This window comes from Catenuloplanes indicus, from assembly GCF_030813715.1.
GTDB classification, from domain to species: Bacteria; Actinomycetota; Actinomycetes; order Mycobacteriales; family Micromonosporaceae; genus Catenuloplanes; species Catenuloplanes indicus.
The window spans coordinates 8249933-8273175 of sequence record NZ_JAUSUZ010000001.1 but is presented as its reverse complement, the minus strand read 5'-3'; the positions used below and the strand labels follow the sequence as shown (position 1 = coordinate 8273175).

Annotated in this window: 24 protein-coding genes; 13 read left to right on the top strand and 11 right to left on the bottom strand. The window is 73.5% G+C overall.

Going from position 1 to position 23243, the window contains the following annotated elements; translation table 11 throughout:
• Nucleotides 1-33: 33 nt before the first annotated feature.
• Together J2S42_RS37125 and J2S42_RS37120 are read right to left on the bottom strand one after the other, a co-directional pair.
• Nucleotides 34-1344 (bottom strand): hypothetical protein, encoded by a 1311-nt coding sequence (locus J2S42_RS37125; protein ID WP_307246979.1) that lies wholly within the window; start codon nucleotides 1342-1344, stop codon nucleotides 34-36.
• 153 nt (nucleotides 1345-1497) lie between these two features.
• Nucleotides 1498-1923: a MarR family transcriptional regulator gene (locus tag J2S42_RS37120; RefSeq protein ID WP_307246977.1), complete on the bottom strand. Its 426-nt coding sequence runs from the start codon at nucleotides 1921-1923 to the stop codon at nucleotides 1498-1500.
• Between the two features lie 41 nt (nucleotides 1924-1964).
• On the opposite strand from J2S42_RS37120, the gene J2S42_RS37115 reads away from it, so the two are divergent.
• Nucleotides 1965-3116 carry a PP2C family protein-serine/threonine phosphatase gene (locus J2S42_RS37115; RefSeq protein ID WP_307246975.1) on the top strand — a complete coding sequence of 384 codons (1152 nt, stop codon included), beginning with the start codon at nucleotides 1965-1967 and terminating at the stop codon, nucleotides 3114-3116.
• Complete coding sequence (locus J2S42_RS37110) at nucleotides 3113-3424, top strand: STAS domain-containing protein (RefSeq protein ID WP_307246973.1); 312 nt, start codon at nucleotides 3113-3115, stop codon at nucleotides 3422-3424. The genes J2S42_RS37115 and J2S42_RS37110 overlap by 4 nt, the downstream gene beginning before the upstream one ends.
• 4 nt (nucleotides 3425-3428) lie before the next feature.
• Here the strand turns inward: J2S42_RS37110 and J2S42_RS37105 are convergent, their stop codons facing one another.
• Together J2S42_RS37105 and J2S42_RS37100 are read right to left on the bottom strand one after the other, a co-directional pair.
• Nucleotides 3429-4679 carry a sugar efflux transporter gene (locus J2S42_RS37105; RefSeq protein ID WP_307246971.1) on the bottom strand — a complete coding sequence of 417 codons (1251 nt, stop codon included), beginning with the start codon at nucleotides 4677-4679 and terminating at the stop codon, nucleotides 3429-3431.
• Nucleotides 4680-4703: 24 nt separating this feature from the next.
• Complete coding sequence (locus J2S42_RS37100) at nucleotides 4704-5312, bottom strand: flavodoxin family protein (protein ID WP_307246970.1); 609 nt, start codon at nucleotides 5310-5312, stop codon at nucleotides 4704-4706.
• Between the two features lie 82 nt (nucleotides 5313-5394).
• Here J2S42_RS37100 and J2S42_RS37095 point away from each other — a divergent pair, with 82 nt between their 5' ends.
• On the top strand, nucleotides 5395-6228 hold the full coding sequence (locus J2S42_RS37095) for a DUF1028 domain-containing protein (RefSeq protein ID WP_307246966.1): 834 nt from the start codon (nucleotides 5395-5397) through the stop codon (nucleotides 6226-6228).
• Nucleotides 6229-6247: 19 nt separating this feature from the next.
• Here J2S42_RS37095 and J2S42_RS37090 read toward each other — a convergent pair whose 3' ends face one another.
• Together J2S42_RS37090 and J2S42_RS37085 are read right to left on the bottom strand one after the other, a co-directional pair.
• Entirely contained in the window at nucleotides 6248-7075 is an 828-nt protein-coding gene (locus J2S42_RS37090; RefSeq protein ID WP_307246964.1) for an MSMEG_0568 family radical SAM protein, read from the bottom strand.
• 112 nt (nucleotides 7076-7187) lie between these two features.
• Nucleotides 7188-7427, bottom strand: coding sequence for a CPCC family cysteine-rich protein (locus tag J2S42_RS37085; RefSeq protein WP_307246962.1), 240 nt, complete (start codon nucleotides 7425-7427; stop codon nucleotides 7188-7190).
• Nucleotides 7428-7777: 350 nt separating this feature from the next.
• Between J2S42_RS37085 and J2S42_RS37080 the strand changes: the two genes are divergently transcribed.
• The 4 genes from J2S42_RS37080 (at nucleotide 7778) to J2S42_RS37065 (ending at nucleotide 11458) form a co-directional block, all read left to right on the top strand.
• Nucleotides 7778-8017, top strand: coding sequence for a hypothetical protein (locus tag J2S42_RS37080; RefSeq protein WP_307246960.1), 240 nt, complete (start codon nucleotides 7778-7780; stop codon nucleotides 8015-8017).
• Nucleotides 8018-8062: 45 nt separating this feature from the next.
• A complete protein-coding gene (locus tag J2S42_RS37075) occupies nucleotides 8063-9454 on the top strand; it encodes a DUF4331 domain-containing protein (protein WP_307246958.1) in 1392 nt (463 codons plus the stop codon).
• Nucleotides 9455-9465: 11 nt separating this feature from the next.
• Nucleotides 9466-9789 (top strand): phospholipase, encoded by a 324-nt coding sequence (locus tag J2S42_RS37070; RefSeq protein WP_307246957.1) that lies wholly within the window; start codon nucleotides 9466-9468, stop codon nucleotides 9787-9789.
• Between the two features lie 190 nt (nucleotides 9790-9979).
• Nucleotides 9980-11458, top strand: a complete 1479-nt coding sequence (locus J2S42_RS37065; protein ID WP_307246955.1) for an RtcB family protein — start codon at nucleotides 9980-9982, stop codon at nucleotides 11456-11458.
• A 42-nt stretch (nucleotides 11459-11500) separates the two neighbouring features.
• Here J2S42_RS37065 and J2S42_RS37060 read toward each other — a convergent pair whose 3' ends face one another.
• Entirely contained in the window at nucleotides 11501-13447 is a 1947-nt protein-coding gene (locus J2S42_RS37060) for a PPC domain-containing protein (protein ID WP_307246953.1), read from the bottom strand.
• Nucleotides 13448-13542: 95 nt separating this feature from the next.
• Between J2S42_RS37060 and J2S42_RS37055 the strand changes: the two genes are divergently transcribed.
• The 6 genes from J2S42_RS37055 (at nucleotide 13543) to J2S42_RS37030 (ending at nucleotide 17274) form a co-directional block, all read left to right on the top strand.
• Nucleotides 13543-14052 (top strand): GNAT family N-acetyltransferase, encoded by a 510-nt coding sequence (locus J2S42_RS37055; RefSeq protein ID WP_307246951.1) that lies wholly within the window; start codon nucleotides 13543-13545, stop codon nucleotides 14050-14052.
• Nucleotides 14053-14083: 31 nt separating this feature from the next.
• Nucleotides 14084-15241, top strand: coding sequence for a response regulator (locus J2S42_RS37050; protein WP_307246949.1), 1158 nt, complete (start codon nucleotides 14084-14086; stop codon nucleotides 15239-15241).
• Nucleotides 15238-15609, top strand: coding sequence for an Hpt domain-containing protein (locus tag J2S42_RS37045; RefSeq protein WP_307246948.1), 372 nt, complete (start codon nucleotides 15238-15240; stop codon nucleotides 15607-15609). The genes J2S42_RS37050 and J2S42_RS37045 overlap by 4 nt, the downstream gene beginning before the upstream one ends.
• A 56-nt stretch (nucleotides 15610-15665) precedes the next feature.
• Nucleotides 15666-16076, top strand: coding sequence for a GNAT family N-acetyltransferase (locus J2S42_RS37040; RefSeq protein ID WP_307246946.1), 411 nt, complete (start codon nucleotides 15666-15668; stop codon nucleotides 16074-16076).
• A gap of 109 nt (nucleotides 16077-16185) precedes the next feature.
• Complete coding sequence (locus tag J2S42_RS37035) at nucleotides 16186-16383, top strand: hypothetical protein (protein WP_307246944.1); 198 nt, start codon at nucleotides 16186-16188, stop codon at nucleotides 16381-16383.
• A gap of 99 nt (nucleotides 16384-16482) precedes the next feature.
• Nucleotides 16483-17274, top strand: coding sequence for a spermidine synthase (locus J2S42_RS37030; RefSeq protein ID WP_307246942.1), 792 nt, complete (start codon nucleotides 16483-16485; stop codon nucleotides 17272-17274).
• 157 nt (nucleotides 17275-17431) lie between these two features.
• On the opposite strand, the gene J2S42_RS37025 is transcribed toward J2S42_RS37030, so the two are convergent.
• The 4 genes from J2S42_RS37025 to J2S42_RS37010 all read right to left on the bottom strand — a co-directional run bounded on the left by J2S42_RS37025 (nucleotide 17432) and on the right by J2S42_RS37010 (nucleotide 23077).
• Nucleotides 17432-18442 (bottom strand): acyl-CoA dehydrogenase family protein, encoded by a 1011-nt coding sequence (locus tag J2S42_RS37025; RefSeq protein WP_307246940.1) that lies wholly within the window; start codon nucleotides 18440-18442, stop codon nucleotides 17432-17434.
• A gap of 32 nt (nucleotides 18443-18474) precedes the next feature.
• Nucleotides 18475-19683, bottom strand: coding sequence for an FAD/NAD(P)-binding protein (locus tag J2S42_RS37020; RefSeq protein ID WP_307246938.1), 1209 nt, complete (start codon nucleotides 19681-19683; stop codon nucleotides 18475-18477).
• Nucleotides 19684-19928: 245 nt separating this feature from the next.
• Nucleotides 19929-21500: a hypothetical protein gene (locus J2S42_RS37015; RefSeq protein WP_307246936.1), complete on the bottom strand. Its 1572-nt coding sequence runs from the start codon at nucleotides 21498-21500 to the stop codon at nucleotides 19929-19931.
• Between the two features lie 56 nt (nucleotides 21501-21556).
• Nucleotides 21557-23077 (bottom strand): deoxyguanosinetriphosphate triphosphohydrolase family protein, encoded by a 1521-nt coding sequence (locus J2S42_RS37010; protein WP_307246935.1) that lies wholly within the window; start codon nucleotides 23075-23077, stop codon nucleotides 21557-21559.
• Between the last annotated feature and the right edge of the window lie 166 nt (nucleotides 23078-23243).

The window sequence follows — 23243 nt, the reverse complement described above, 5'->3', positions numbered from 1 at the left end:
CCCCCTCGAAGGCCTCAACGACTGAGGGGCGGCTCAGGAAAGCGGGTTCACTCCCTTGATCGACAGGACGTACCAGGCGGTCGCGGCCAGGTGCCGGCTCGGGTAGTAGCCGGAGTCCGCGAAGCCCACGTGCAGCGGGCTGGACGCGGCCACCACGCCGGCCTTCTCCGGCAGCGGCCGGCCGCCGACGGTCTGCCCGGCGCCCAGCTCGGCCTGCGCGTCGGTGACCGGGTCGCGTTCGCGCAGCGCGTCCCGGGGCTCACCGGCCGCGCGCAGCGCCACCGCGTACTGCGCGGTGCCCTCGAACCAGACCGCCTGCGGGTCCGGCCGCGGCAGGCCCTCCTCGATCGGCCGGCCCGGGTCGGACGCCGGGCTCAGCGTGCTGGCCGTGATCCCGCGGTAGCGCTGCCGGCCGGTCAGCTCGCTGTTCGGCGCGTCCGGCGTGTCGGTGACGCGCAGCCGGCGGTCCACGAAGGTCAGCGCGCCGCGGTGCCGCTCGTCGCGCAGCGCCAGCCACGGGTGCGTCTGCGCCTCCAGCGTCCGGGCGCCGTCGTCGAGCGTGCCGCCGTCCGGCGAGCCGGCCGAGAAGCAGCACTCCTCGGCGCCGACGATCCACGCCCGCTCGACGAAGCGCCGGGCCCGGTCCTGCTCCGCCTTCCAGCCGAGCCGGGAGAAGAGCGTGTAGAGGTCCGCGTTGTGCACGGTGGACTGTGCGGTGATCGGCGCGCCCTGCCGGTTCCGGCCCAGCGTGTACCCACCGAGCCGGCCGGGCGAGCGGGCCTCGTCGCGTACCCAGGCGGCCAGCGCGGTCGCGCCGTCGAGGTAGCGCCGGTCGCGGGTGCGCCGGTGCAGGGCAAGCAGCGCGAGCCCGGCCCAGGCCTGGTCGCCGGTGAACACGGCGGTGAACCGGAACGGGCCGCCCGCGTCGACCGTGCCGTCCGGCGCGGCGAACGTGTGCGCCCAGGCGCGGTCGCCGCGCCGGTAGGGTGCGACCGCGTACGCCTGGCGCAGCGGGCCGGTCCCCCACTCCGGGTCGTGGGTGCGCGCGTGCAGCAGCCCGTCGCCGATCGAGACCGCACGTTTCAGGTCGCCGAGCGCGAGGTACGCGATGATCGTGAGCGCCGCGTCGTACGTGAACGCCGTGCTCAGCAGTCCGACCTGGTCGGAGTAGGACTGTGGCAGTCGTGGGCCGTCCGTGTCGTACGCGTCCGTCATCGCGTCGAGGAACCGCGCCGCCTGCACCCACGGTACGGCCGCGCTCGCGGTCCCGGCCGGCAACGCGGCCCCGACCAGGCCGCCCGCGGCCGCTTTGAGCAGCAGCCGCCGCCCACCGACTGTCACCATTGGAGAACCCCCGTTACTCCGCCCGATATGCACCTTTTACCCGAGGGTTGTTGCACAAAAGCCACGCCACGCCGCCCGGCGTTGAATAGTTGCCGTCCAGCAAGTATCTTTCTGCGCGGGAGGGGATGATTCGTGCGCGAACACCGGGCCGCTCTAGTCAGCGGCCTCACGGAACGCCTCGAGGCCGCGGCGCAACGCCGCGCGGTCGTCGGGCGTCATCCGGGCCAGCACCCTGGCCAGCCGCTCCCGTCGCCGGGCCCGCATCTCGGCCAGGAAACGGCGGCCGGACGGCGACAGGCGCACCAGCACCTCACGCCGGTCCGCGTCGGACTGACGACGGTCCAGCAACCCGGCCGCGACCAGCCGATCGCTGAGCCGGCTGGCGGAGGAGAGCACCACGCCGAGGCGGTCGGCGAGACCACGCAGATTCACACCGCCGGGCAGCGACTCCAGCGCGAGCACCGCGCGCAACTGGGACGCGGACAGCGGCTGGGGCAGATCGTCGTCGAACGCGGTCAGCAGCCCGTCCGCCGCCGCGTCGACGGCGGCGGCCACGTCCGGATCACGGTCGGAAGCCATGGTGCAGGCAAGAGTATCCTCGTTCGCCCCCGGGAGACACGATGCACGATCGTCTGATCGGTGCCCAGCGGACGCTGATGTCGGCACCGGCCCACCAGATCGTGGAACACCTGTCGGAATACCTGACCGAGCAGTACGCGGTCGCCGCGCTCGAGCTGTTCCAGGTCGACTACCGGCTCAGCGAGCTGGTGCCGCTGGACGGCGGCCCGGCCGTCACGCACCCCGGCGCACCGGCCTGGCGTGCCTTCGACCACCTGGCCGAGGTGGTGGACGGCGCGGCGCTGTGGCTCCCGGTCGCGGTCCGCGGCGACCGGCTCGGCGTCGTCCGGATCACGCCCGCGCCGGACGACCCGCGGCTGCGCGCGGAACTGGCCGAGATCGCGGACCTGCTCGGGCACTCGCTGGCCGCGGCCCGCGAGGGCACCGACCGGTACGCGGTGGCCGCCCGCACGAAACGGCTCACGCTCGCGGCCGAGATGCAGTGGGGGCTGCTCCCCGGCCGGGGCCGCACCGGACCGGCGTTCGCGCTGGCCGGGCAGCTGGAGCCGGCGTACGCGGTGCGCGGCGACACGTTCGACTGGTCCGACGACCTGGACCGGCTGCAGGTCGTGGTGATAAACGGGCACGGCGAGGGGGTGGCCGCGGCCACGCTGACCTGCCTGGCGATGAACGCGCTGCGCAACGCGCGCCGGGCCGGGCTGGACGTGGCGGACCAGGCCACGCTCGCGGACCAGGCGATCTACTCCTACCACCGGGGTGCGCAGCACATAGACGCGCTGCTGCTGGACCTGGACCTGAGGACCGGCGTGGTGACCGCGGTCGACGCGGGCTCACCGCGGCTGCTGCGGCTGCGCGGCGGCGAGATAAGCCCGGTGGCGCTGGAGGCGCAGGACCCGCTCGGCATGTTCGACGGCACCATGTACGCCACGCAGACGTTCACGCTGGAGCCCGGCGACCGGCTGTTCGTGGTCAGCGACGGCATCGTGGACGCCACCGCGCGCGGCACCCGGTACGGCGAGAACCTGCTGGACCGGTTCCTGGCCCGCAGCGGCGCGCTGTCCCCGCTGGCCGCGGTCCGCTCGGTGATCGGTGACCTCCGCGCGTTCATCGGCGGTGAGACGGTCGACGACGCGGTCGCGGTCTGCCTGGACTGGACCCCGCCCGGCCCGGGAGACGACCGAAGGCAGACATGACGGACCTGATGCTGCGACGCAGTGACCGGCCGGACGGCGGACTGACCGTCCACGTGGACGGCGAGATCGACGGCGCGACCGCGCCGGCGCTGCAACGCGCGCTGCTCGACGCGGTCGCGACCACGCCCACGCACCTGCTGATCGACGGTGCCGCGGTCTCGTTCTGCGACTCGCGCGGCCTGGCCGCACTGATCGCGGCGTGGCGCGCGGCCGGTGCCGCCGGCGTGCCACTGACCCTGCACCCGAGCCCACGCCTGCGCCGCGTGATGTCCCTGGCCGGCATCGACACCCTGATAGACCTGGCGTAGGCGCTCAGACCGGGTAGGCGCGGCGGGTGACCAGGAGCAGGAGCAGGCCGGCGGCGCAGAGCGCGGCGGCGATCGGGTACGCCCAGCGGATGCCGAACGTCTGCGCGACGCCGAACAGCGGGCCGGCCAGCATCGCGCCGATCGTGTACGTGTTGCTGTACAGCGTGGTCGCCCGGCCCGGCTCGCGCGGCAGCATGTCCTGGACGTAGGAGATGCCGAGGCCGGTGACCGCCGCGATGTAGCCGGCGTTGAGCAGCTGCCCGGCCAGCAGCATCCACACCTCGGTGGCCAGCCCGGCGAGCCCGTAGTAGGCGGTGCCGAGCACCGCGCCGCCGAGGATGAGCCCGCGCAGCGGCAGCCGGGTGGCGAGCGCGCCGGAGCCGAGCATCAACGGGATCTCCAGCGCCGCGCACAGGCCGAGGATCAGGCCGGACGCGCTGGTGGCACCGTTCAGGTCCTGGGTGACGAACAGCGGCAGCGCCTGGATGCCGAGCGTGAGCGGCGTCTGGAGCAGCGTGAACCCGGCGACCGTCACGGCCAGCACCCAGCCCGGCGCGTTCGGCCGCGTCCGCACCGCACCGGGCGCCTCGACCGGCAGCGCGTCCGGGCCGGCCGGCGACAGGGAATCCGGGCCGGCGGACGGCGGGGCGGCGGACGGGACCGGGGGTGGCTCGGCCAGCCAGGCCAGTGCGACCAGCATCGCGATCGCGAACGCGGCGGCCGCGAGCAGGTAGACGTACCGGAAACCGCCGGCGGAGTGGATCACGGCCGCGATCGGCGGGCCGCCGACCCAGGCCGCGGAGTAGAGCATGCGCAGCGTGCTGATCGCCATCGCGGACCGGCCCGGCTCGACGCGGGCCAGGGCCTGTCGCGCGTACGCGAACGACTGCGGGAACGTGGTCTGCGCGAACGCGGTCACCGTGACCGCGAGCGCGAGCAGCACCCAGAAGTCCCGGACGTACGCCGCCGCGACCATGCCCGTGACGCCGGCCACGCCGGTGGCGACCAGCAGCGCGCGCCGGATCGGGTACCGGTCGGAGAGCCGCCCGGCGACCGTGGACACCGCGACCGCCGCCAGCGGCGACGCGACCAGGAACAGCGTGATCTGGGCCGGGCTCGCCGCGACGTCGGTGCTGAGGAACAGCGACAGCAGCGGCGAGAAGATCGCGCCGGACAGCCCGGCCGCGACGCAGATGACCCCGAGCGGCAGCAGCAGCCGCCTCAGACCACGCCGTTCCGCAAGATCACTCAACACCGGGCCAGGCTACGCCCCGCGGTCTCAGGCTGCCGGAGGGTACGGCTCCTTCGCCAGCAGGTGGGCCAGGTGCGCGGTGTTGGCCGCGAGCGTCTTCGTGGCGCTGCCGGTGGTGTCCGGCTTCGGCCCGGCGTCCCGGTAGTCGACGCTGCCCATCGCCTCGCCGACCCAGTACGTGGAACCGGCCGCGGCCGCGGTGAACCCGACGTCGTTGAGCGCCTGCAGCACCTCCGCCACCACGTGGTGCGCGCCGTCCTCGTTGCCGACCACGGCCACGGCCGCGACCTTGCCGAACGTGCTCATCCGGCCCTGCTCGTCGGTCTCGGACAGTTCCGCGTCCAGGCGTTCCAGGACCATCTTGCAGACGCTGGACGGCTGGCCCATCCAGATCGGCGTCGCGACGACCAGGATCTGCGCATCCATGATCTTCGCGCGGATCACCGGCCACTCGTCGCCGTCGCCCTCGTCCGTGGTGACGCCGAACTTCACGTGGTGGTCGGCGACGCGGACGAACTCGCCGTCCACGTCGTGGTCCGCGAGCGCGGTGAGTACCTCGCGGCCGAGCAGCTCCGAGCTGGACGGCTCGTCGGAGGACTTGAGCGAGCAGCCGAGAACGATCGCGCGCAGCGTCATGTGTTTCCCTTCCGGTTCCGGCGGGTGCCTGACCGGGCCTTACCCGTCGCGAAAACCCGCAAACCGGAGGTAGGTTCGCGCGGTGACGTTCTCGATCGTGGGGCGGTCGGCCGACGGGCGGCTGCACGGTGTGGCGGTGGCGAGCAAGTTCCTGGCGGCGGGCGCGCTGGTGCCGGCCGCGGAGGCCTCGCTGGGCGCGGTGGCGACGCAGGCGCATCTGAACCTGTCGTACCGGCCGCGGGGTCTGGATCTGCTGCGCGAGGGCCGGTCCGCGGCGGAGACGGTGGCGGCGCTGGTCTCCGGTGACGGCGAGCGCGACCACCGGCAGGTCGGTGTGGTCGGCCCGGCCGGCGACGGCGCCGCGTTCACCGGTGCGGGCTGCCACGACTGGGCCGGGCACCTGACCGGCGACGGTTTCGCGGTCCAGGGCAACATCCTGGCCGGCCCGCGGGTGCTGGACGCGATGCGGGACGCATGGCTGGACCCGGCGGCCGCGTCGCTGCGCTTCGCGGAGCGGCTGCTGCGCGCGCTGGCCGCGGGCGACCGGGCCGGCGGTGACCGGCGCGGACGGCAGAGCGCGGGGCTCTACGTGGTGGAGAAGGGCGGCGGTTACGGTGGCACCGGTGACGTGCTGGTCGACCTGCGCGCCGACGACCACCCGGACCCGGTGGCGGAGCTGTCCCGGCTGCTCGGCATCCACACCATGCTGTTCGAGAAGCCGGACCCGGCCACGCTGCTGGACCTCACCGCCGACCTCGCGGCCGAGGTGACCGGCCGGCTGGTCACGCTCGGCCACCCGGTCACGACCACGCTGGACGACGCGCTGGCGAGCTGGGCCGGCATCGAGAACCTGGAGGAGCGCCTGGTCCCGGGCCGGATCGACCCGCTGGTCCTGGCTCATCTGCGGGCGCTCTGAGCGCTCGCGCCAGGCGCGCTCACCCGACCGCGGCCGCGCGGCGCGGCATGCCGGCGCCACCGGCCAGCCCGTGCGCGGCCAGCAACTCGTCCACGGCCGCGGTGATCAGCGCGACCTGCGCGGGTGGCGGCCCGGTGAGGCCGTCCCGGTGCGCGAGCGTGCCGGGAACGGGCCGCAGCGGTACGACGAACGGGTGGATGCCGCGCGCGACCAGCCGCCGGGCCCCGTCGATCAGGTCCTCCGGCCGCTCGCCGAGCCCGATCAGCAGGCAGGTGGAGACGTGGTCGCGGCCGAACACCCGCACGCCGTGTTCCCACGCGGCGTCGTACTGGGCGAGCGGGACCCGGGCCTTGCCGGGCAGCCAGCGGCGGCGCAGCCGGTCGTCGAGCGTCTCGGCGTTCATGCCGACCGCGGTGCAGCCGGCCTCGCGCAGCAGGCCGAGCGCGGCCAGGTCGGCAGGTGGTTCGCAGGTGACGTGCAACGGTACGGCCGGGCCGATCGCGGCGCGGACCGCGCGCACGCACCGGGCCAGGTACCGCGCACCCCGGTCCGGCCCGGCTCCGGTACCGGTGGTCAGCGACACCCGGCGGACGCCGTCCAGCCGCACGGCCGCCTGGATCGCCTCGGCGAGCTGGCCGGGCCGCTTGACCGGCAGCGTGCCGTCCGGCTCGCGCAGCGGCTCCTCGACGGCGCAGAACCGGCAGCGGTCCGGCTCGGCGTAGCGCACGCACGTCTGCACGACCGTGGACGTGACGAGACCGGCCTCGGGCATGCGGGCGATCCGGTGGTACGCCGTGCCGTCGGCGGTGGTGAGGTCGTAGAAGCGGGGGCGCGGAGGCGCGGCCATCCCAGAATCTTCGACGGCTACCTATATCTTTCGGGTTTCGGCCGTGACAAGTGCCGGTGAACGCTGTCTCACGTCCACTGTGGCCCCCTCGTGAGGAGGCCACAGCGATCTATCAGGGCATCTCGTCCTCGCGGGGCTTGCGCACCACGTCCAGGTACCGGCGGTGGCTGGCGCCGTAGATCGCGAAGTTGAGTCGCGCCTCGTCGAGGCTGAGCTCACCGTTCGGACCGCCCTTGGCGACCTTCGCGTCCCGGTCGCTCGATCCGTCCTCTGTCCAGAAACACACCGGGCACGTACCGCCCCCGGTTCGGTACCCGCAACACGCACACCGGCTGACTACAAACTGCTCCACCCCGGTTACCTTGCCATGCCGCCCCCGGCGCGGGTAGACCGGAGTTCCTCTCGCCCGGCGCCCGGTTTCCGGCGCGTTTCCCGGCACGGGCAGAGACCTCCACGCGGAGGGATCCGGAGCCGCGGGCGGCGCGGATGGGTCCGTTCACCCGCAATTACACGTGATGCAGGTCACAAACTGTGCGTGAGCTGTGCGTATGTGGATCTCTCCGAAAACCGTCGAACCATCGCGGCTACCGGTCGCGTACTCATGGGCGCCTCGCTGAATCACCCGACACACCGCCGCTCCTTTTCGGAAGGCGGCGGCGGAAAGAAGGAATGACGATGTTTCGAAACAGCTCGCGGCCCGCGGTGTCGCGCCGCAAGGTGCTCATCGGTGCCGGCACCGCGACGGTCGGAATCGGTACGGCCGCCGTAGCCGGATTCGCCGCCGCGCAGGGTAACGGCGCCGAGTCCGACGACGCGATCGTCGTCCAGGTGGTCAATGCGCGCGAAGGACTGCTCAGCATCTTCGTCGGTGAGCGGGTGATCGAGGTCAAGGACAAGGGCCTCGCGTCCGACCTGGTCAAGGCCTCACGGAAAAAGCAGTAGCCCGTCCTCTCCTCGCCCTTCTCCCGACTCGAAGAGGTAACCAGCATGTCTTCGCACCGCGAGGCCCCCGAGATCTCGAAAGACCCGGTCGCCGACAGCACCGACCTTTACGCGTTCGTCAGCCCGGACAAGCCGGACACCGTGACGATCATCGCGAACTATCTGCCGCTGCAGGTCCCGTCCGGCGGACCGAACTTCTTCGAGTTCGGCGACGACGTGCTCTACGAGATTCACATCGACAACAACGGCGACGCACAGGCCGACCTGACGTACCAATTCCGGTTCCGGACCGTCATCAACAACGACAAGACGTTCCTCTACAACACCGGGCCGATCGAGTCGCTGGACGACCCGGACTGGAACCGGCAGCAGTTCTACACGGTCACCTGCGTCGACATGCACGGCAAGGCGACCGTGCTGGGCAAGGACATCCCGTGCCCGCCGTGCAACATCGGCCCGGCGTCCACGCCGGACTACGCGAAGCTGGCCAAGGACGCGGTCTACAAGCTGGAGGGCGGCGCGCGGGTCTTCGCCGGGCAGCGCGCGGACGGCTTCTTCGTCGACCTCGGCGCGATCTTCGACCTGGGCACGCTGCGTCCGTTCCAGAACCTGCACGTGGCCGGCAAGAACATCTTCGACGCGGCCGGCGACGGCGTGAACACGCTCGACAGGACGAACGTGCACAGCATCGCGATCCAGCTGCCGATCTCGTCGGTGACCAAGGGCGGCAAGAAGTACAAGTACACCGACGCCGAGGCGACGATCGGCGTGTGGACCACCGCCAGCCGCCGCCAGGTGCGCGTGCTGCACGGCAACAAGGGCAACGACCTCGACCTCGGCCCGACCGTCCAGGTATCCCGGCTCGGCAACCCACTGTTCAACGAGGTCATCGTGCCGATGGCGCAGAAGGACCAGTTCAACGCGCTGGAGCCGAAGGAGGACAAGCGGTTCGCCGAGTTCGTGGCCCGGCCCGAGCTGGCGACGCTGCTGCCGGTGCTCTACCCGGACGTCTTCCCGAACCTGGAGAAGCTGGTCGCGGACAAGACCGACCGGGCCGACCTGCTGGCGATCCTGCTCACCGGCATCCCGGAGGGGATCATCGACGGCTTCCAGAACTTCACCGGCGAGACCCAGGCCGACCTGCTGCGCCTCAACACCGCGATCCCGCCGGCCGCGGAGCCGAACGCGTTCGGGCTGGTCGCCGGCGACGCGGCCGGCTGGCCCAACGGCCGCCGCCCGGAGGACGACGTGGTCGGCATCGCGCTGCGCGCGGTCGCGGGCGCCACGTTCCCGCTGATCGACAAGGACTTCACGCCGGACGAGGCGACCGCGCTGCTGGAGCAGGGGATCACCGCGGCGGACGTCACCGCCGGGTTCCTCGGTCACTTCCCCTACCTGGGCCTGCCGTACGACGGCTTCAACAACCCGTCCGCCTGAGAGGAGTCACCATGCACACGCACCACCACTACGGCACCTCCGAGACCGCCAGCGTCATGCTGGACATCGGCCGGGACACCGGCGCGCTGGTCATCTACACCGGCCCGGAGCAGCAGGGCCTGGAGATCGAGATCAGCCCGCTGGACACGCTGACCGCGGCCCGCACGCACGTGGCCGTCCGCGAGCGCCTGATCAACCACGGCAAGCTCTACTGCGCGGTCTACCCGAGCCTCCCGGCCGGCCGCTACGCGGTCTGGCGCGGCGAGTCGGAGCAGGCCGGCACCGTCACCATCGCGGCCTCCCGGGTCGCCGAGTTCTCCTGGCCGGCCAACTAGCCCCGCCCCCGGACGCGGGAGCCAGGTCCCGGCTCCCGCGTCGCAAAATTGCTTGATCACCTTTTCTATGCTGGGTGAAAGACCTCGCGGCTGCTGAACCGTCAGGCACCACAACAGCATCAGCGCACGGGTGAATCCGTGCGCCGCTGCTTCGTACCCCCGCGTCAGCAGTTCTGTGAAAGGTTTTTCGATGCCCCTCTCGCATCGGCCGGACCCTCGCCTGGTCCGGCTCGACGACAACTGGCTCTCGCTGCCCAACCCGCACGGCGTACCGGTGGAGATCTGCGCCGGACCGGACGTGCCGCTGGAGGCCGCGGCCGTGGACGAGCTGCTCACCGTGCTGGAGACCGCCGGCACGCTGCGCACGCTGGGCTCCGCGCGGATCGACCGGGTGGTCTGCACGCCGGACTTCCACAAGGGCGCCGGCATCCCGATCGGCACCGTGATCCAGACCACCGGCGCGCTCATTCCCGCGGCGGTCGGCAACGACATCAACTGCGGCATGCGCGTCGAGACGACCGCGCTGACCGTCGACCGGATCCGCCCGCACCTGGACGCGCTGGAGCGCCGGCTGCGGCACCTGTTCTTCGAGGGCGGGCGGCGGATCGGGCTGACCGCCGCACGACGCGAAGGGCTGCTCCGGTACGGGCTGTCCGGCCTGTTCGCCGACGGCGTCCCGGACGCGGACGGCGGTGCGTGGGCGCAGGTCCGGCCGGACGACGTGACCGGACTGGACGGCCGGCTGCACGCGACCGGCTTCCCGGCGGAATCCGCGGCCGGCTTCGAGGACTGGATCTCCAGTGGTGGCGGTGTCAGCTACGACAGCATCATCGGCAGCATCGGCGGCGGCAACCACTTCGCGGAGCTGCAGTACGTCTCCGCGGTGCACGACGGCGCGGCCGCGCACGCGTGGGGTCTCGCGCCGGGCCGGGTGGTGCTGACCGTGCACAGCGGCTCGCTGTCGCTCGGCCACCAGGCCGGTGCGCTCGGCCGGGACGCGGCGCGCGCCGCGTGGCCGCGCGGCCTGCCGATGCCGCGCAACGGGATCCTGCCACTGGCCGGCGACCCGGCGCGCTACCTCACCGCGTTCCGGAACGCGGCGAACTTCGCGATCGGCAACCGGTTCTTCCTCGCCATGATGCTGCGGGCCGGGCTCGCGGACGTCGCCGGTGAGGTCGGCGCCCGGCTGATCTACGACGCGCCGCACAACCTGCTCTGGCCGTCCGCCGACGGCACGGTGGTGCACCGCAAGGGCGCCACGCCGGCCGGCGGGCCCACCGGTGACCCGCACCGGCTGTACGGCGAGCCGGTGATCGTGCCGGGCTCGATGGGCGCGCCCAGCTACCTGCTGCGCGGGCTCGACGCGCCGCGTGCGCTGGGCAGCGCGGCGCACGGTGCCGGCCGCCGGGTGCCACGCGGCGCGGCTGCCCGGGGCAGCGACGCGGAACTCGACGCCTTCCTGCGCGACTTCCGGGTGGTCACGCCGCTCGACCACCGTGACCCGGCGGTGCTGGCGCGGCGGGACATCATCGACGCGTGGCGCCGCGACCTGAAGCAGGAGGCACCCTGGGCCTACAAGGACGTGGCGCCGGTGGTGGACAGCCTGCGCGGTGCGGGCGTCGCGTCGCCGGTGGTGGAGCTGCGCCCGCTGCTGACCGTCAAGGGCTGAGTCCGGCGGGGGTACGGGTGATCTCCGTACCCCCGCCGACCGTCAGGGCTTGATCAGGGCCCACGCGGTGCGGACCGCGGTGTTCTCGGTGCCGTCGAAGCCCTCGAACGTGCTGAGCGGGCCGGGACCGTAGCGGGCGAACACGTCGTCCGCGGTGCCGCCGACGTTGTCCGGCCCGACGCCGAAGAAGAACGCCGGGTCGGCGCCGCCCTCGTCCATGATGTTCAGCTGGTCGTCGATGCTGCTCAGGTGCCAGTTGCCGAGGTAGTGACCGGCCTCGTGGCTGATCAGCGTGCCCAGCACCCGGCCGACGAAGCCGACCCGGTCACTGGCCGGCGTGAGGTACGTGTTCAGCGAGACCGGGCTGCCGGCCGGGCCGCTGAGCAGGTCCAGCAGCACGATCGCGGTCTCCTCCCGGGCGAAGTTGCCCGGGTCGATCGACTGCGCGATGCCGACCGTGGGGATCTCCAGTTCCTCGATCGTGCCGCCGATGATCACCCGGCTGGTGTCCGGCCGGCCCCACGTCTCCGGGCCGTCCGCGTCGGTCACCACGCGCACCGCCAGCTCGCCCACGCGCGCGTCCCGGCGGGCCTGGTTGAGCTGCGCGTTCACGGTGCGCGTGATGACGTCGCGCAGCCGCGGCAGGTCCGCCTCGGTCAGGCCCCAATTCGGCAGGAACGCGGGCAGGCCGGTCACCGGCCGCTCCCCCGACGCACCCGTGCCGAAGATGGCCGGGTCGATCGTGGCGCCGTTCGTGTCGATCAGCAGCGTCTGCTTCGTGCCCCTCCGCTCGGACTCCGCCGCGGGACGGGTGATCACGGCGTTCGCCGAGTACGCCCCGGCACCGCGCTCGATCACGATCCGGTGCCGGCCGGACACCGCCGCGATGTGGTCCGCGATCGCGTTGCCGCCCTTGGGCAGCGGCGACGACGGCGGCACGATGAACGACAGGTCCACCACCGAGCCGAAGACCTGCGTGCCGCTCGGATCGAAGATCTCCAGCCGGGCCGCGCCACCGGACACGTTCAGCCCGAGCACGTCGCCCTTGTCCAGGTCGACCGCGAACGAGTCCCGATCCTCGGCCGCGACCTGCAGCAACAGCGCGTACGGTCCCTCCGAGCCGGCGCCGGGGCCGCTGGCCGGATCGTTCGGGTCGGCCGGCAGCAGCAGCTCGGAGTAGCCGCCGACCGCCACGTAGTACGTGCCGTCCGCGGGCAGCTCGATCGAGAACCGGCTGCTCCAGTCGTCCGGCGGGGCCTGGTCGTCGTTGCCGCCGAGCAGCGTGCCGTCCGCCGCGTACAGCGCCACGAAGCTGTCCAGCACCGCGCCCGGGGTGTCCACGTCCGCCGTGACCACCTCACCGGCCCGGCCGGTCAGCTCGTAGAAGTCGAAGTCGCCGGTGCCGGTCCCGGCCGAGCCGTGCGGGCCGTCGCCGATCGTGCCGCTCGTGGTGACCGCGCGCCGCGCCGCCGAGATGCCGGTCTCCGTGGCCAGCGGGATCGCGCCGTCGTCCTCGGCCGGTGGGGCCAGCGGCTCGGCCACCGGCGCCTCGGACGCGAGCGTGCCGTCGATGGTGAACGAGCCGGACTCGGGCCGGCCCGAGCCGACGCCGCGGATGAGCTCCGGCCGGGTGTCGTTGCGGCCGCGGACCGTGGCCGGTTCGCGCTCGGTGTAGGAGCCGGTGCCGCCGCCCGGCCGGGATGCCGCCGCCTCCGCGCCGGTGGCCATCGCGCGCTGCCAGGCCGCGATCCGCGTGGTGGTCAGCCGGCCGTCGAGGCCGAACGTCATGCCGGGTGCCGTGCCGCGGGCACCGGGCGCGTCCTTCGCGCCGAACGACAGGTAGGGGTTCGCCCCGGTCGCGGTCAGGCTGGTCAGCTTCGCCGGATCGGGCGGCGCGGCCTGGGCCGGTGCGGGCGCCGCGATCGTCACGGCGAGGGTCAGGACGAGGAGCGGCGGTGCGGTTCTGCGCAGGGTTGTGCGTACGTTCACGACGCCTCCCATGGACGCTGGACACTGTGCCGGGGTCAGACTAGGCGCCGAAATTCGGTTCACGCAGTCCCGTGCCGGTCGCTACCGTGCCGTCCGTGCCCCGTGAACTGCGCCTCGCCACCGTCGCTGACCTGCCGTTCCTGCCACCGATCGAGGTGGCGGCGGGCCGCGCGTTCATCACTGTGAACATGTGGGAAATCGCGGCCGACGCACCGCCCACCGCGGAGTCGCTGGCCGGGTACCAGCGCGACGGGCGGGCCTGGGTCGCGCTGTCCGGCCGTACGCCGGTCGCCTACCTGCTGGCCGGCCGGGTCGACGACGCGGCGCACGTCGAGCAGGTCACCGTGCACCCGGAGCACGCCGGACAGCGGCTCGGCGCCGCGCTCATCGACCGGTGCGCGGCGTGGGGCCGCTCCTGGGGTGCCCGGCGGATCACGCTGACCACGTTCGCCGGCGTGCCGTGGAACGCGCCGTACTACGCGCGGCTCGGCTTCACGGTCGTACCGCCGCGGGACCTGACGCCAGGCCTGGCCGCGATCCGCGCCGACGAGGCCGCGCGCGGGCTGGACCGGTGGCCGCGCGTGGCGATGAGCCGGGAATGCTAAACCGGACTCCACCGCCGCCGATCGGACACACGTGGCCGATCGCCCCGCGGTGCTGCTCGTCGACGACGACGAGTCCGTGCTCGACGCGCTCACGCTCCAGCTGCGCGGCGACTTCCGCACGCACACCGCGCCGGACGGCCGCACCGCGCTGACCGTGCTGGCCGCGCGCGACGACATCGCGGTCGTGGTCTCCGACATGCTGATGCCGGACATGTCCGGCGCACAGCTGCTCGGCGAGATGCGGCTGCGCCACCCGGACACCACCCGCGTGCTGCTGACCGCGCAGGCCGACGTGGCCGGCGCGATCGCCGCGATCAACGACGGCGGCGCGTTCCGCTTCCTCACCAAGCCCTGCCCCACCGCCGAGCTGCGCACCACGGTCAGCGCCGCGGTCGCGCAGCACCGGATCGCGGTCGCCGAACGCACCGTCCTCGCCAAGACGCTGCGCGCCAGCCTGCAGGCGCTGTTCGGCGTGCTCGAACTCGCCAACCCGGCCGCGTTCGCCCGGGCCGGCCGGATCCGTACGCTGGTCAGCGCGCTCTGCCAGGACCTCGACCTGGACAACCGGTGGGAGATCGAGGTCGCGGCCATGTGCTCCCAGCTCGGCGCGGTCGCGCTGCCGCCCGGCGTGCTGGAGAAAATGGACGCCGGACTGCCGCTCGGCGAACGCGAGCAGCGCATGGTCGACGCCATGCCGGACGTGGCCGTCCGCCTCCTCGGCGACGTGCCCAACCTGGACGACGTCCTCGCGATCGTCCGTGGCCTGCGCGCACCGGACCCGGCCGCGCCACCGCTGGTGTCGCTCGGGGCCGGCGTCATCCGCGCGGCCCTCGACTTCGAGAACCACACCGCCCGTGGCGTCTCCGGCGAGGCCGCGCTGCGCGCGATCGAGCAGCGCGCCGACGACCGTCACCACCCCGGCGCGCTCGCCGCGCTGCGCCGGATCAAGGGCATCACGGCAACCCCCGACACGGTACGGGCACTGGCCATCGCGGAGCTGGAGGTCGGCATGCGGATGGCCGAGGACGTCGCCACCGTCACCGGCGCGGTCCTGATCGGCCGTGGCACCCGGGTTACCGAGCTGCTGCTGGAACGGCTGATGAACTACCGGCAGATCGCCACGATCGCCGAGCCGGTCCTCGCGGTCATCCCGGCGGACATCCTCGCCCGCTGGCGACAGCCGTCATGACCGACGCCCGCGCGGCCGCGCTGCACGAACGCCTCCTCGACATCGCCGGCCCGGACCCGTCCGCCGCGGAGCGCGCGCTGATGGTCCGGCTGATCGAGAACTTCCTCCGCAAGGTCCCCGCGATGCTCGACCACCTGGAACGCACGCTGGCCGGCGACGACCCGGCCGAGGCCCGCACCGCCGCGCACGCGCTGCGCGGCTCCGCCTCCAACATCGGCGCGGACGGCCTCGCGCTGCTCGCCGGCGCGGTCGAGGACGAGATCCGGGCCGGCCGCCCGCCGTCCCCCGCGGCCGTCACCGCGCTCCGCACCGAGACCGACGCCGTCTGCCCGCTGCTCACCGCGGCGGCCGGCCGGCTGTCCGGCTGACCCGGTCGCAGACGATCCGGGTGCGTCCGCCGCGATCGTCGGCGAGACTCGCGTGCATGCTGAGTCTCGGTGACGACGATCCAGATCTTGAGAAGCGCCTGTCCGACGAACTGGACGCGATCAACGACGCGGCGGTCGGCGCCGACGACCATCGGAACCTGGCGATCCGGCTGACCGGTGACGACGGCACGCTGATCGGTGGCCTCACCGGCTACACCTGGGGTGGCTGCGGCGGCATCACCTCGCTGTGGCTGGACCCGGATCACCGCGGGCAGGGGCACGGGGCCCGGCTGCTGGCCGCCGCCGAGGACGAGATCCGCCGGCGCGGCTGCGACCGGGTCGTGGTCGCCACCATGTCCTTCCACGCGCCCGGCTTCTACCTGCGGCACGGCTACCGCGAGGTCGGCTACACGCCCGGAATGCCCGGTGGCACCGGCAAACACCACTTCCACAAGCGGCTGCCGTAGGCGCCGGTGCGGGGCAGTGTAGCGCGGAGCGCGGTTGGGTAGAGAGCTGGTACCACACGACGGGCAGCGTGCGGGCGAATATGCCACACGCTCTATATAGGAGGCTGACGTGCGTATCGGAGCGGTCGTCATCGTCATCTGGCTGATCATCGGCGCTCTGGCGGCGGGACAGCGTGGCTACTTCGCCAACGAGGCGGAGAACTGTGCGGAGATCTCCACCACCGCGGTCACGATCGTGGCCGGACCGCTGAACTACGTGGGCCTGAACCCGAAGGTGAACTGCGACGTGCCGGAGCCGTCGAAGTAGCCGGCGGCCTGACCGAAGGGCCGGTGGAGCTCACCGGCCCTTTTCCCGTGGGCGTAGGTTGGGTGCGTGAATCTCCCTGAACCCGTTGCGGGAGTGGCGATGCCGACCGGTTTCGGCCTCGCCCAGCTGGTCCCGGACGCGTCCGCGCCGGGCGCGTGGACGCTGGAGGTCGACGGCGTCCCGCAGTCGTACGTCGACGTCCGCGATCCCACCCGGATGAAGTTCGACTACATGCGCCGGCTGGTCACGGTGGTGGACACCGCGGCCAGGCCCGGGGTGCCGCTGCGCGTGCTGCACCTGGGCGGCGGCGCGCTGAGCCTGCCGCGCTACATCGCGGCGACCCGGCCCGGGTCGGTGCAGACCGTGGTCGACCGGGACACGCTGCTGATGGCGCTGATCTGGGACCGGCTGCCGCTGCCCGAGGACGCCGGCGTCACGGTGCTGCTCGGCGACGCGCGGCAGACGCTGGAGGAACTGCCGGACCGGGAGTTCGACCTGGTGGTGGCGGACGTGTACCAGGCGGCGCAGATGCCGCGCAGCATCACCGGCACCGGGTTCGTGCGGGAGGCGGCCCGGGTGCTGCGACCGGACGGGCTGCTCGCGGTGAACGTGGTGGACGTGCCGCCGTCCGCCCGGACGCGGGTGATGGCGGCGACGCTCGGCGCGGTGCTGCCGGACGTGTGCGTGATCGGCGAGAACGGCATGCTGCGCGGCCGCCGGTGGGGCAACACGGTGCTGGTCGCCGGGTTGTCCGAGGGCCGGATCCCGGTGGAGCGGCTGAACGCGCTGGCGGCCCGCGACCCGGAGCCGGGCCGCGCGATCGGCGGCGCCGACCTGCCCGGCTTCACCGGCGGCGCGGCCCCGCTCCACGACCCGATCGCCACGTCCTGAAGCGGCCCGAACGCCACGCGGTGAACCGGCCCGAACGCCACGTCGCGAAGCGGCCCGAACGCCACGTCGCGAAGCGGCCCGAACGCCACGTCGCGAAGCGGCCCGAACGCCACGTCGCGAAGCGGCCCGAACGCCACGTCGCGAAGCGGCCCGAACGTCACGTCAGGGGCCGGAACGCGTAGCGGTCCAGCAGTTCATCGCGGATCAGCGGCCGGGTGCCGTACACCAGCAGCATCCCGGCCTCGCGCAGCAACCGCTCCGGGTGGCCGCCGCGCAGTCCGGCAGTCGAACCGGCGTGCACGATCAGTGTGGCCGCGGCGCGCACCGCCAGTTCCGACGCGGTCGCGCGGGCGGCCGGCGTCTTCTCCGGGTCCGCGGCCAGCAGTGCGGCCCGGGCCGCCGCCAGCTCCTCGTCCAGCGACGACGGTCCGAGCAGCGCGCAGCAGCGGCGCACCACGCCGAGCGCCAGGAAACCGTTGAGCGCGCTGCCGCCGGCCTCGGTGCGCGTCCACGAGTCGAGCGGCAGCGCGTGCATCAGCCGGTCGGCCGGCACGGGATGCCCGGTGAACCGCAGCACCGCGGTGCGGCTCGCCCGGAGCGCGGCAAGGTCCTGCACCGTACCGGTCAGCGTGTCCGACGGCACCGCGTCCACCAGCAGGAACACGGCGTTCCCCGCGTCGTCACGGGCACCCACCTGGACGACGTCGATCATGTCCCAGCCGCTGACCCAGGGCACCTCGCCGTCCAGCACGAACCCGCTGTCCACCCGGCGGGCCCGCACGCCCTCACCACCGGGCCGCAGCCCGGCGAGCGCCACGCCGCCGCGCACGTCACCGGCGGCCAGCCGGGGCAGCCACGACTCGCGCAGGCCGGGCGTCCGGCTGGCCGCGGCGCCGAGCACCACGCCGTGGTGCTGCATCCAGACCAGTGTGGTGGTCAGGCAGCCACTGGCCAGCACCTCCAGCAAATACGCGGCGGTGGCCATGTCGTCCGTGCCGAGCCCGCCGTGCTCGGCCGGTGCCGCCACGCCGTAGAAGCCGAACCGCCGCAGCATGTCGAGGTGTGACCGCGGCACGCGTCCGGCCCGGTCCACCTCGGCCGCGGCCGGCAGGAACATCTCCTCGGTGATCTGCTCGGCCCGCGCACGCATGGTCGCCGCATCAGTCATGGTGCCAACGTATCGAATCCGATATGCCGAAATCAGGCGGCAACGTCCGATACATCCGGGCGGCTGAGCGCGTCCGCGAGCGCGTCCGCCTGCTGCCTGATCTCCGGGATCGCGGTGGTCTCCCACAGCCGCCCGCGCCGCAACGGCCCGAGCAGCCACAACGGCGGCGCCACGTCCAGGCCCAGCCCGTGCGGGCCGATCCGGGCCAGCCCGTCCGCGACCAGCGCGGCCGTCAGCGGATCCGGCGAGTCCAGCGGCCGGCCGGACCCGGTCGCGTTCACCACCTGCACACCTTCATGATCAAAATCCTTCGGGGGTACGCCGGCGGCCCGCACCCGCACCGCGCCGCTCGCCCGGTGCCGAGCCAGTTCCGCCGCGACCGGCGCGGCCATCCGGTGCCGGTGCACGTCCCAGTGCCGGGCGCCGTGCCGCAGGAACCGGTCCCGGTCCGCGGGTGCGGCCGCGGCCCACAGCGCGTTCACGTGCGGGCGGACCGCGTCGATCACCGGTTGCCAGCCGCCCGGGTGACTCGCCGCGATGTCCCGGATCCCCCGGACGAGTGACCGCAGCGGCCGGCCACGGCCGAGCACCGTCCCGATCAGTGCATCGTCCGGCCGTACGCCCGGATGCTCCTGATGGGTTCTCGGCAGCAGACCGCGGCGGGACACCAGCGTGATCGGCGCGGATCGCCCGCGGCGCAACAGCGTGAGCGCCACGTCAACCGCGGTCAGCCCGGTTCCGGCGACCACCACCGGCCGCGCCGGGTCGATCGCGTCCAGCGCGCCCGGCGCCCACGGGTCCGGGACCAGGCCCGGACGCCCGGCGGCGAACGCGGGCACCACCGGCCCGGGCGGACCGAGCGCCAGCACCACACCGGCCGCCCGCACCGGCAGCCCACCGGCCAGGTGCACGGTCAGCCCGCCCGCGCCGCGGGTGATCCGGACCGCCCGGTCGGCGCGGAGGTCGACCGGCAGCCCGGCGAGGATCACACGCAGGTAGTCGCCGTAGCGCCGGCGCGGCAGGAACGCGTCCGGATCGACCGGGCCGGCCCAGCGCAGGAAGCCGTCCCCCATCGCGGCAGCCCGCGAGTTGAGCAGGTGCCACGGCTCCGGCGCGCGATAGGCCGCCCCGCCCGGCGGATGCGGATCGATCATGACCAGCTCCCGGCCCGGACATCGGCGGTGGAGCGCCCGGGCGGCCAGGATGCCGCTCGCGCCGGCCCCGATGATCGCGACAGTCATGCCCGCTCAACGAGCCGTAACACCTATGGAAACGATAGGAGAACTGGACTATCCGGAGCCGGGACCGCATTCAACCTTCGGGTTGACGACGCGCGACCTGGTCTGGGCCTGCCACACCCAGAAGGAGCACCTGCGCCGCTGGTGGGGGCGCGGCAACCCGCTGGACATCGAGATCGACTTCGCGCGCGCTTCAGCCCTGACGACCATCCGGGGGTACGGACCTGTCGTCCGTACCCCCGGTGTGGTCACTGCGGTGGGTTGCTACCCGGGTACGGCTGCTGCGGCGGCTGCCCGGCGAGGTACGGCGGCTGCACCGGGTACTGCGGGCTCTCCTGCACCGGGTACTGCGGCGGTACCTGCACCGGGTAGTGCGGCGGCACCGGCTGCGGGACCGGGAAATTGAGCGGCGGCGCCGGTACGTACGGGTTCGGCGGCGGTCCGAAGTGCGGGACCGCGAACGGCTGCGGGGCGAACGGCGGCGGGGCGAACGGCGGCGCGGTGAACGGCGGGACCGGGCGCGGCGTGGCGTGCGGCCACGGCTGCGGGCCCGGACGCGGGCCGGCGGCCGGGCGGCCCGGGTTGAACCAGCGGTTCGCGGACGGCACCAGCAGCAGCACCATCACGGTGATCGCCAGGAAGACCGCGATCACGCCGAGCAGCGGCATACCGGCGTCGAAGGCGACCGAGTTCCGCTCGGCCACCAGATCGGCGAGCCGGTCGTAGAACGCGTTCTCGTGGTAATAACCGCCGGACGACGGCAGATCCTCCAGGAACGGGTCCTCCTCGAGCGGATACTCCGCGAACGGGTCGCTCGCGCCGTAACCCGCCGGCGAGAACGGAAGCGAGCTGATCAGGCCGCCGCTGCACGCGCCGAGCACGACCAGGCCGAGCGCGGCGCCGAGACCGGCCACGCCGAGGATCCGGGCCACGTTGTTGCCGCGCGCGGTGAGCAGCGTGTTGGTCAGCAGCCAGCCGGCCAGCAGCACCAGCAGCGCGATGGCCAGGCCGTTCATCGACCAGTTGGCGACGCGTTCCGCGTCCGCCTCGAACTGCGAGGCACCGGGCGTGTCCGCGGCCTGGTCGATCAGCAGGCCGTAGCTGACGCCCTCCCAGACGAGCAGGCCGACCATCGCCACCAGCAGGGCGACCACCACGTACTGCAGGATCACCGCGACGGTCACGGTGGCGGGCCGGGGGCCGCGCTCGTTCGCCGGCGGCGGGAAGTGCGGCGACGGCGGCGTGAGCACCGGCGGCGGCAGTACCGGCGAGTGCTGCCGCATCTGCGCCTCGACGGCCGGCCCGCAGCCGGGGTCCACCGGGCCACCGGGCGCGACCGGACCACCGGCGGCAACCGGGCCGGTTGCCGCATCCGGGCCACCGGCCGCGACCGGGCCGCTCGGCGCGACCGGGTCACCGGCCGGAACCGCACCGCCAGGCGCAACTGGATCACCTGCGGCGGCCGGGCCGCCGTCGGCCGCCGCGGCCGCGGCAGCACCGGCGGAGGAGCCAACCGGGGCGTCCGGCACGGCGGTGACCGGGGCGGCCGGGCCGGGTGCCGCGGGACCGTCACCGGACGCCGGCGGCGCCTCCGGGCCGCGGGGCGCGGGCGCCTGCGTACCCGCGGCGGGTGTGGGAACCGGTGTCGCCGGGACCGTGGCCGGCGCGGCAAGGACCGCGGGCGGATATGCGGGCCGGCTCTCCGGAGCGGGCGCGGGAGCCGGCGCGGCGGAGGCCGGCGGTGCGGCGGGCGGCGGCGCGGCGGTGTCGCCGGTGGCCGCGGACGGCCGACCGGCGGGATCGGGGGTGGGTGATTGCACGCGCGCACGCTACCGAAATGATCACCACCGCGACACCCCGATATTCGCGCCGCACGTCACAGCACGAACGCGTCCGTCCACAGTTGACCGGAGCGGCCGGACAGCGCGTCCAGCATCGCGATCGCCTGGCTGTCGGTCAGCGACGCCACGAAGTCCACGATCGCGCGGCCGCGGGCCTGCGCGGCGCGGTGCGGCGTGGCCGGGTCCAGCTCCGCCTCGGCCAGCTCGACCAGGTCGTGCAGGCGGCGCGGCAGGCGGGTGGTCTCGTCCGGATCGTCGATCCAGGCGAGCAGCGCCTCGACCAGCGTGCCGAGCAGCCGCGCCTGGCCGCGCTGGTGCAGCGCCAGGTCCGGCCGTTCCAGCACGAACCGGTGGTGCACGAACTTGAGCACCTGCACCTCGTGCCACTGCACCGGGGAGAGCAGCACGTGCCCGGACCGCATCGACGGCCTGTCGGTCACCGTGATCGCGTCGACCAGGCCGCGGGTCCACGTGTCGGAGAACCGGGAGACCGCGTGCTCCGCCTCGACCGACCCGTCGAACGGCGCGGACAGCAGCCCGTCGACCAGCTCGCGGCGCACGTGCGCGACCGCGGTGGCGAACGCCTCGTCGTCGCTGATCCAGGAATCCTTGCGGTGCAGCGTGCGCCGCAGCCGTTCGATCGACCGGCCGGGCCGGCGCGCGTTCAGCTCCAGCGCCGCGTCGGACTCGATCGCCAGCTCGCCCGCGTGCCGCTGCCACGCGGTCAGCTCGGCCGCGACCTCGCCCTGCCGCAGCACGCCGACGCGGTAGAAGTCCTCCACGTCGTGGATCGCGTACGCGATGTCGTCCGCGGTGTCCATGATGGACGCCTCGGCGGTCTGCTGCCAGTCCGCGATCCGGCCCTCGAACGGCGCGCGGGCCTGGCGCAGGTCACGCACCTCGGTCCCGTACGCGCCGAACTTCAGCGACCCGCTGCCCGGCTCCGCGGCCGGTACGGTCGCGCCGCGCGGTGCCGGGCTGAGCGTGGACGGGTGCGGCGCCGGGTAGCCGCGGCGGGTCCACGGATACTTCAGCATCGCGGCGCGGACCGCCGCGGTCAGGTCCAGCCCGATGATCGTCTCGCCGCGCGCCTCGCCGCGGATCTCCGTGCTGGTCACGATCCGGTACGACTGGGCGTTGCCCTCGAAGCCGTCCGCCAGCCCGAGCCGCTCCCGGGCCAGCCGGTCCAGCACCCGCTCGCCGAGGTGCCCGAACGGCGGGTGCCCGAGGTCGTGCGCCAGCGACGCGGCCTCCACCACGTCCGGGTCGCAGCCGCCGAGCTTGTCCAGCAGGTCCCGGTGTCCGGGGTCGGCCAGCAACCGCTCCGCGATCGCGCGGCCGACCTGTGCCACCTTGAGGCTGTGCGTCAGCCGGTTGTGCACCAGCAGCCCGGAGCCGCCCGGACTGATCACCTGCGTGACGCCGCCCAGCCGGGCGAAGAACGTCGACGACACGATCCGGTCCCGGTCCGCCCGGAACGGCGACCCGGCCAGGTCGCCGGGCGCCCGCCCGGCACCGGAGAGCCGCTGCGCACGGGGATCCTCGGAGTCAGCCATCCCGCCACGCTAACAGCCTGAAGATCATCTACCCGCGGACGGTACGGGGTGGGGTGCGACGCCACCGGCGGCGGCACGCCGGGCGGCGCGGGGTGGCGCGACAAGTGTCGGTGGGTGCGGGCAGAATGGCGGCCGAGATGACATCAGAAGGTGGATCAAGCGTGAC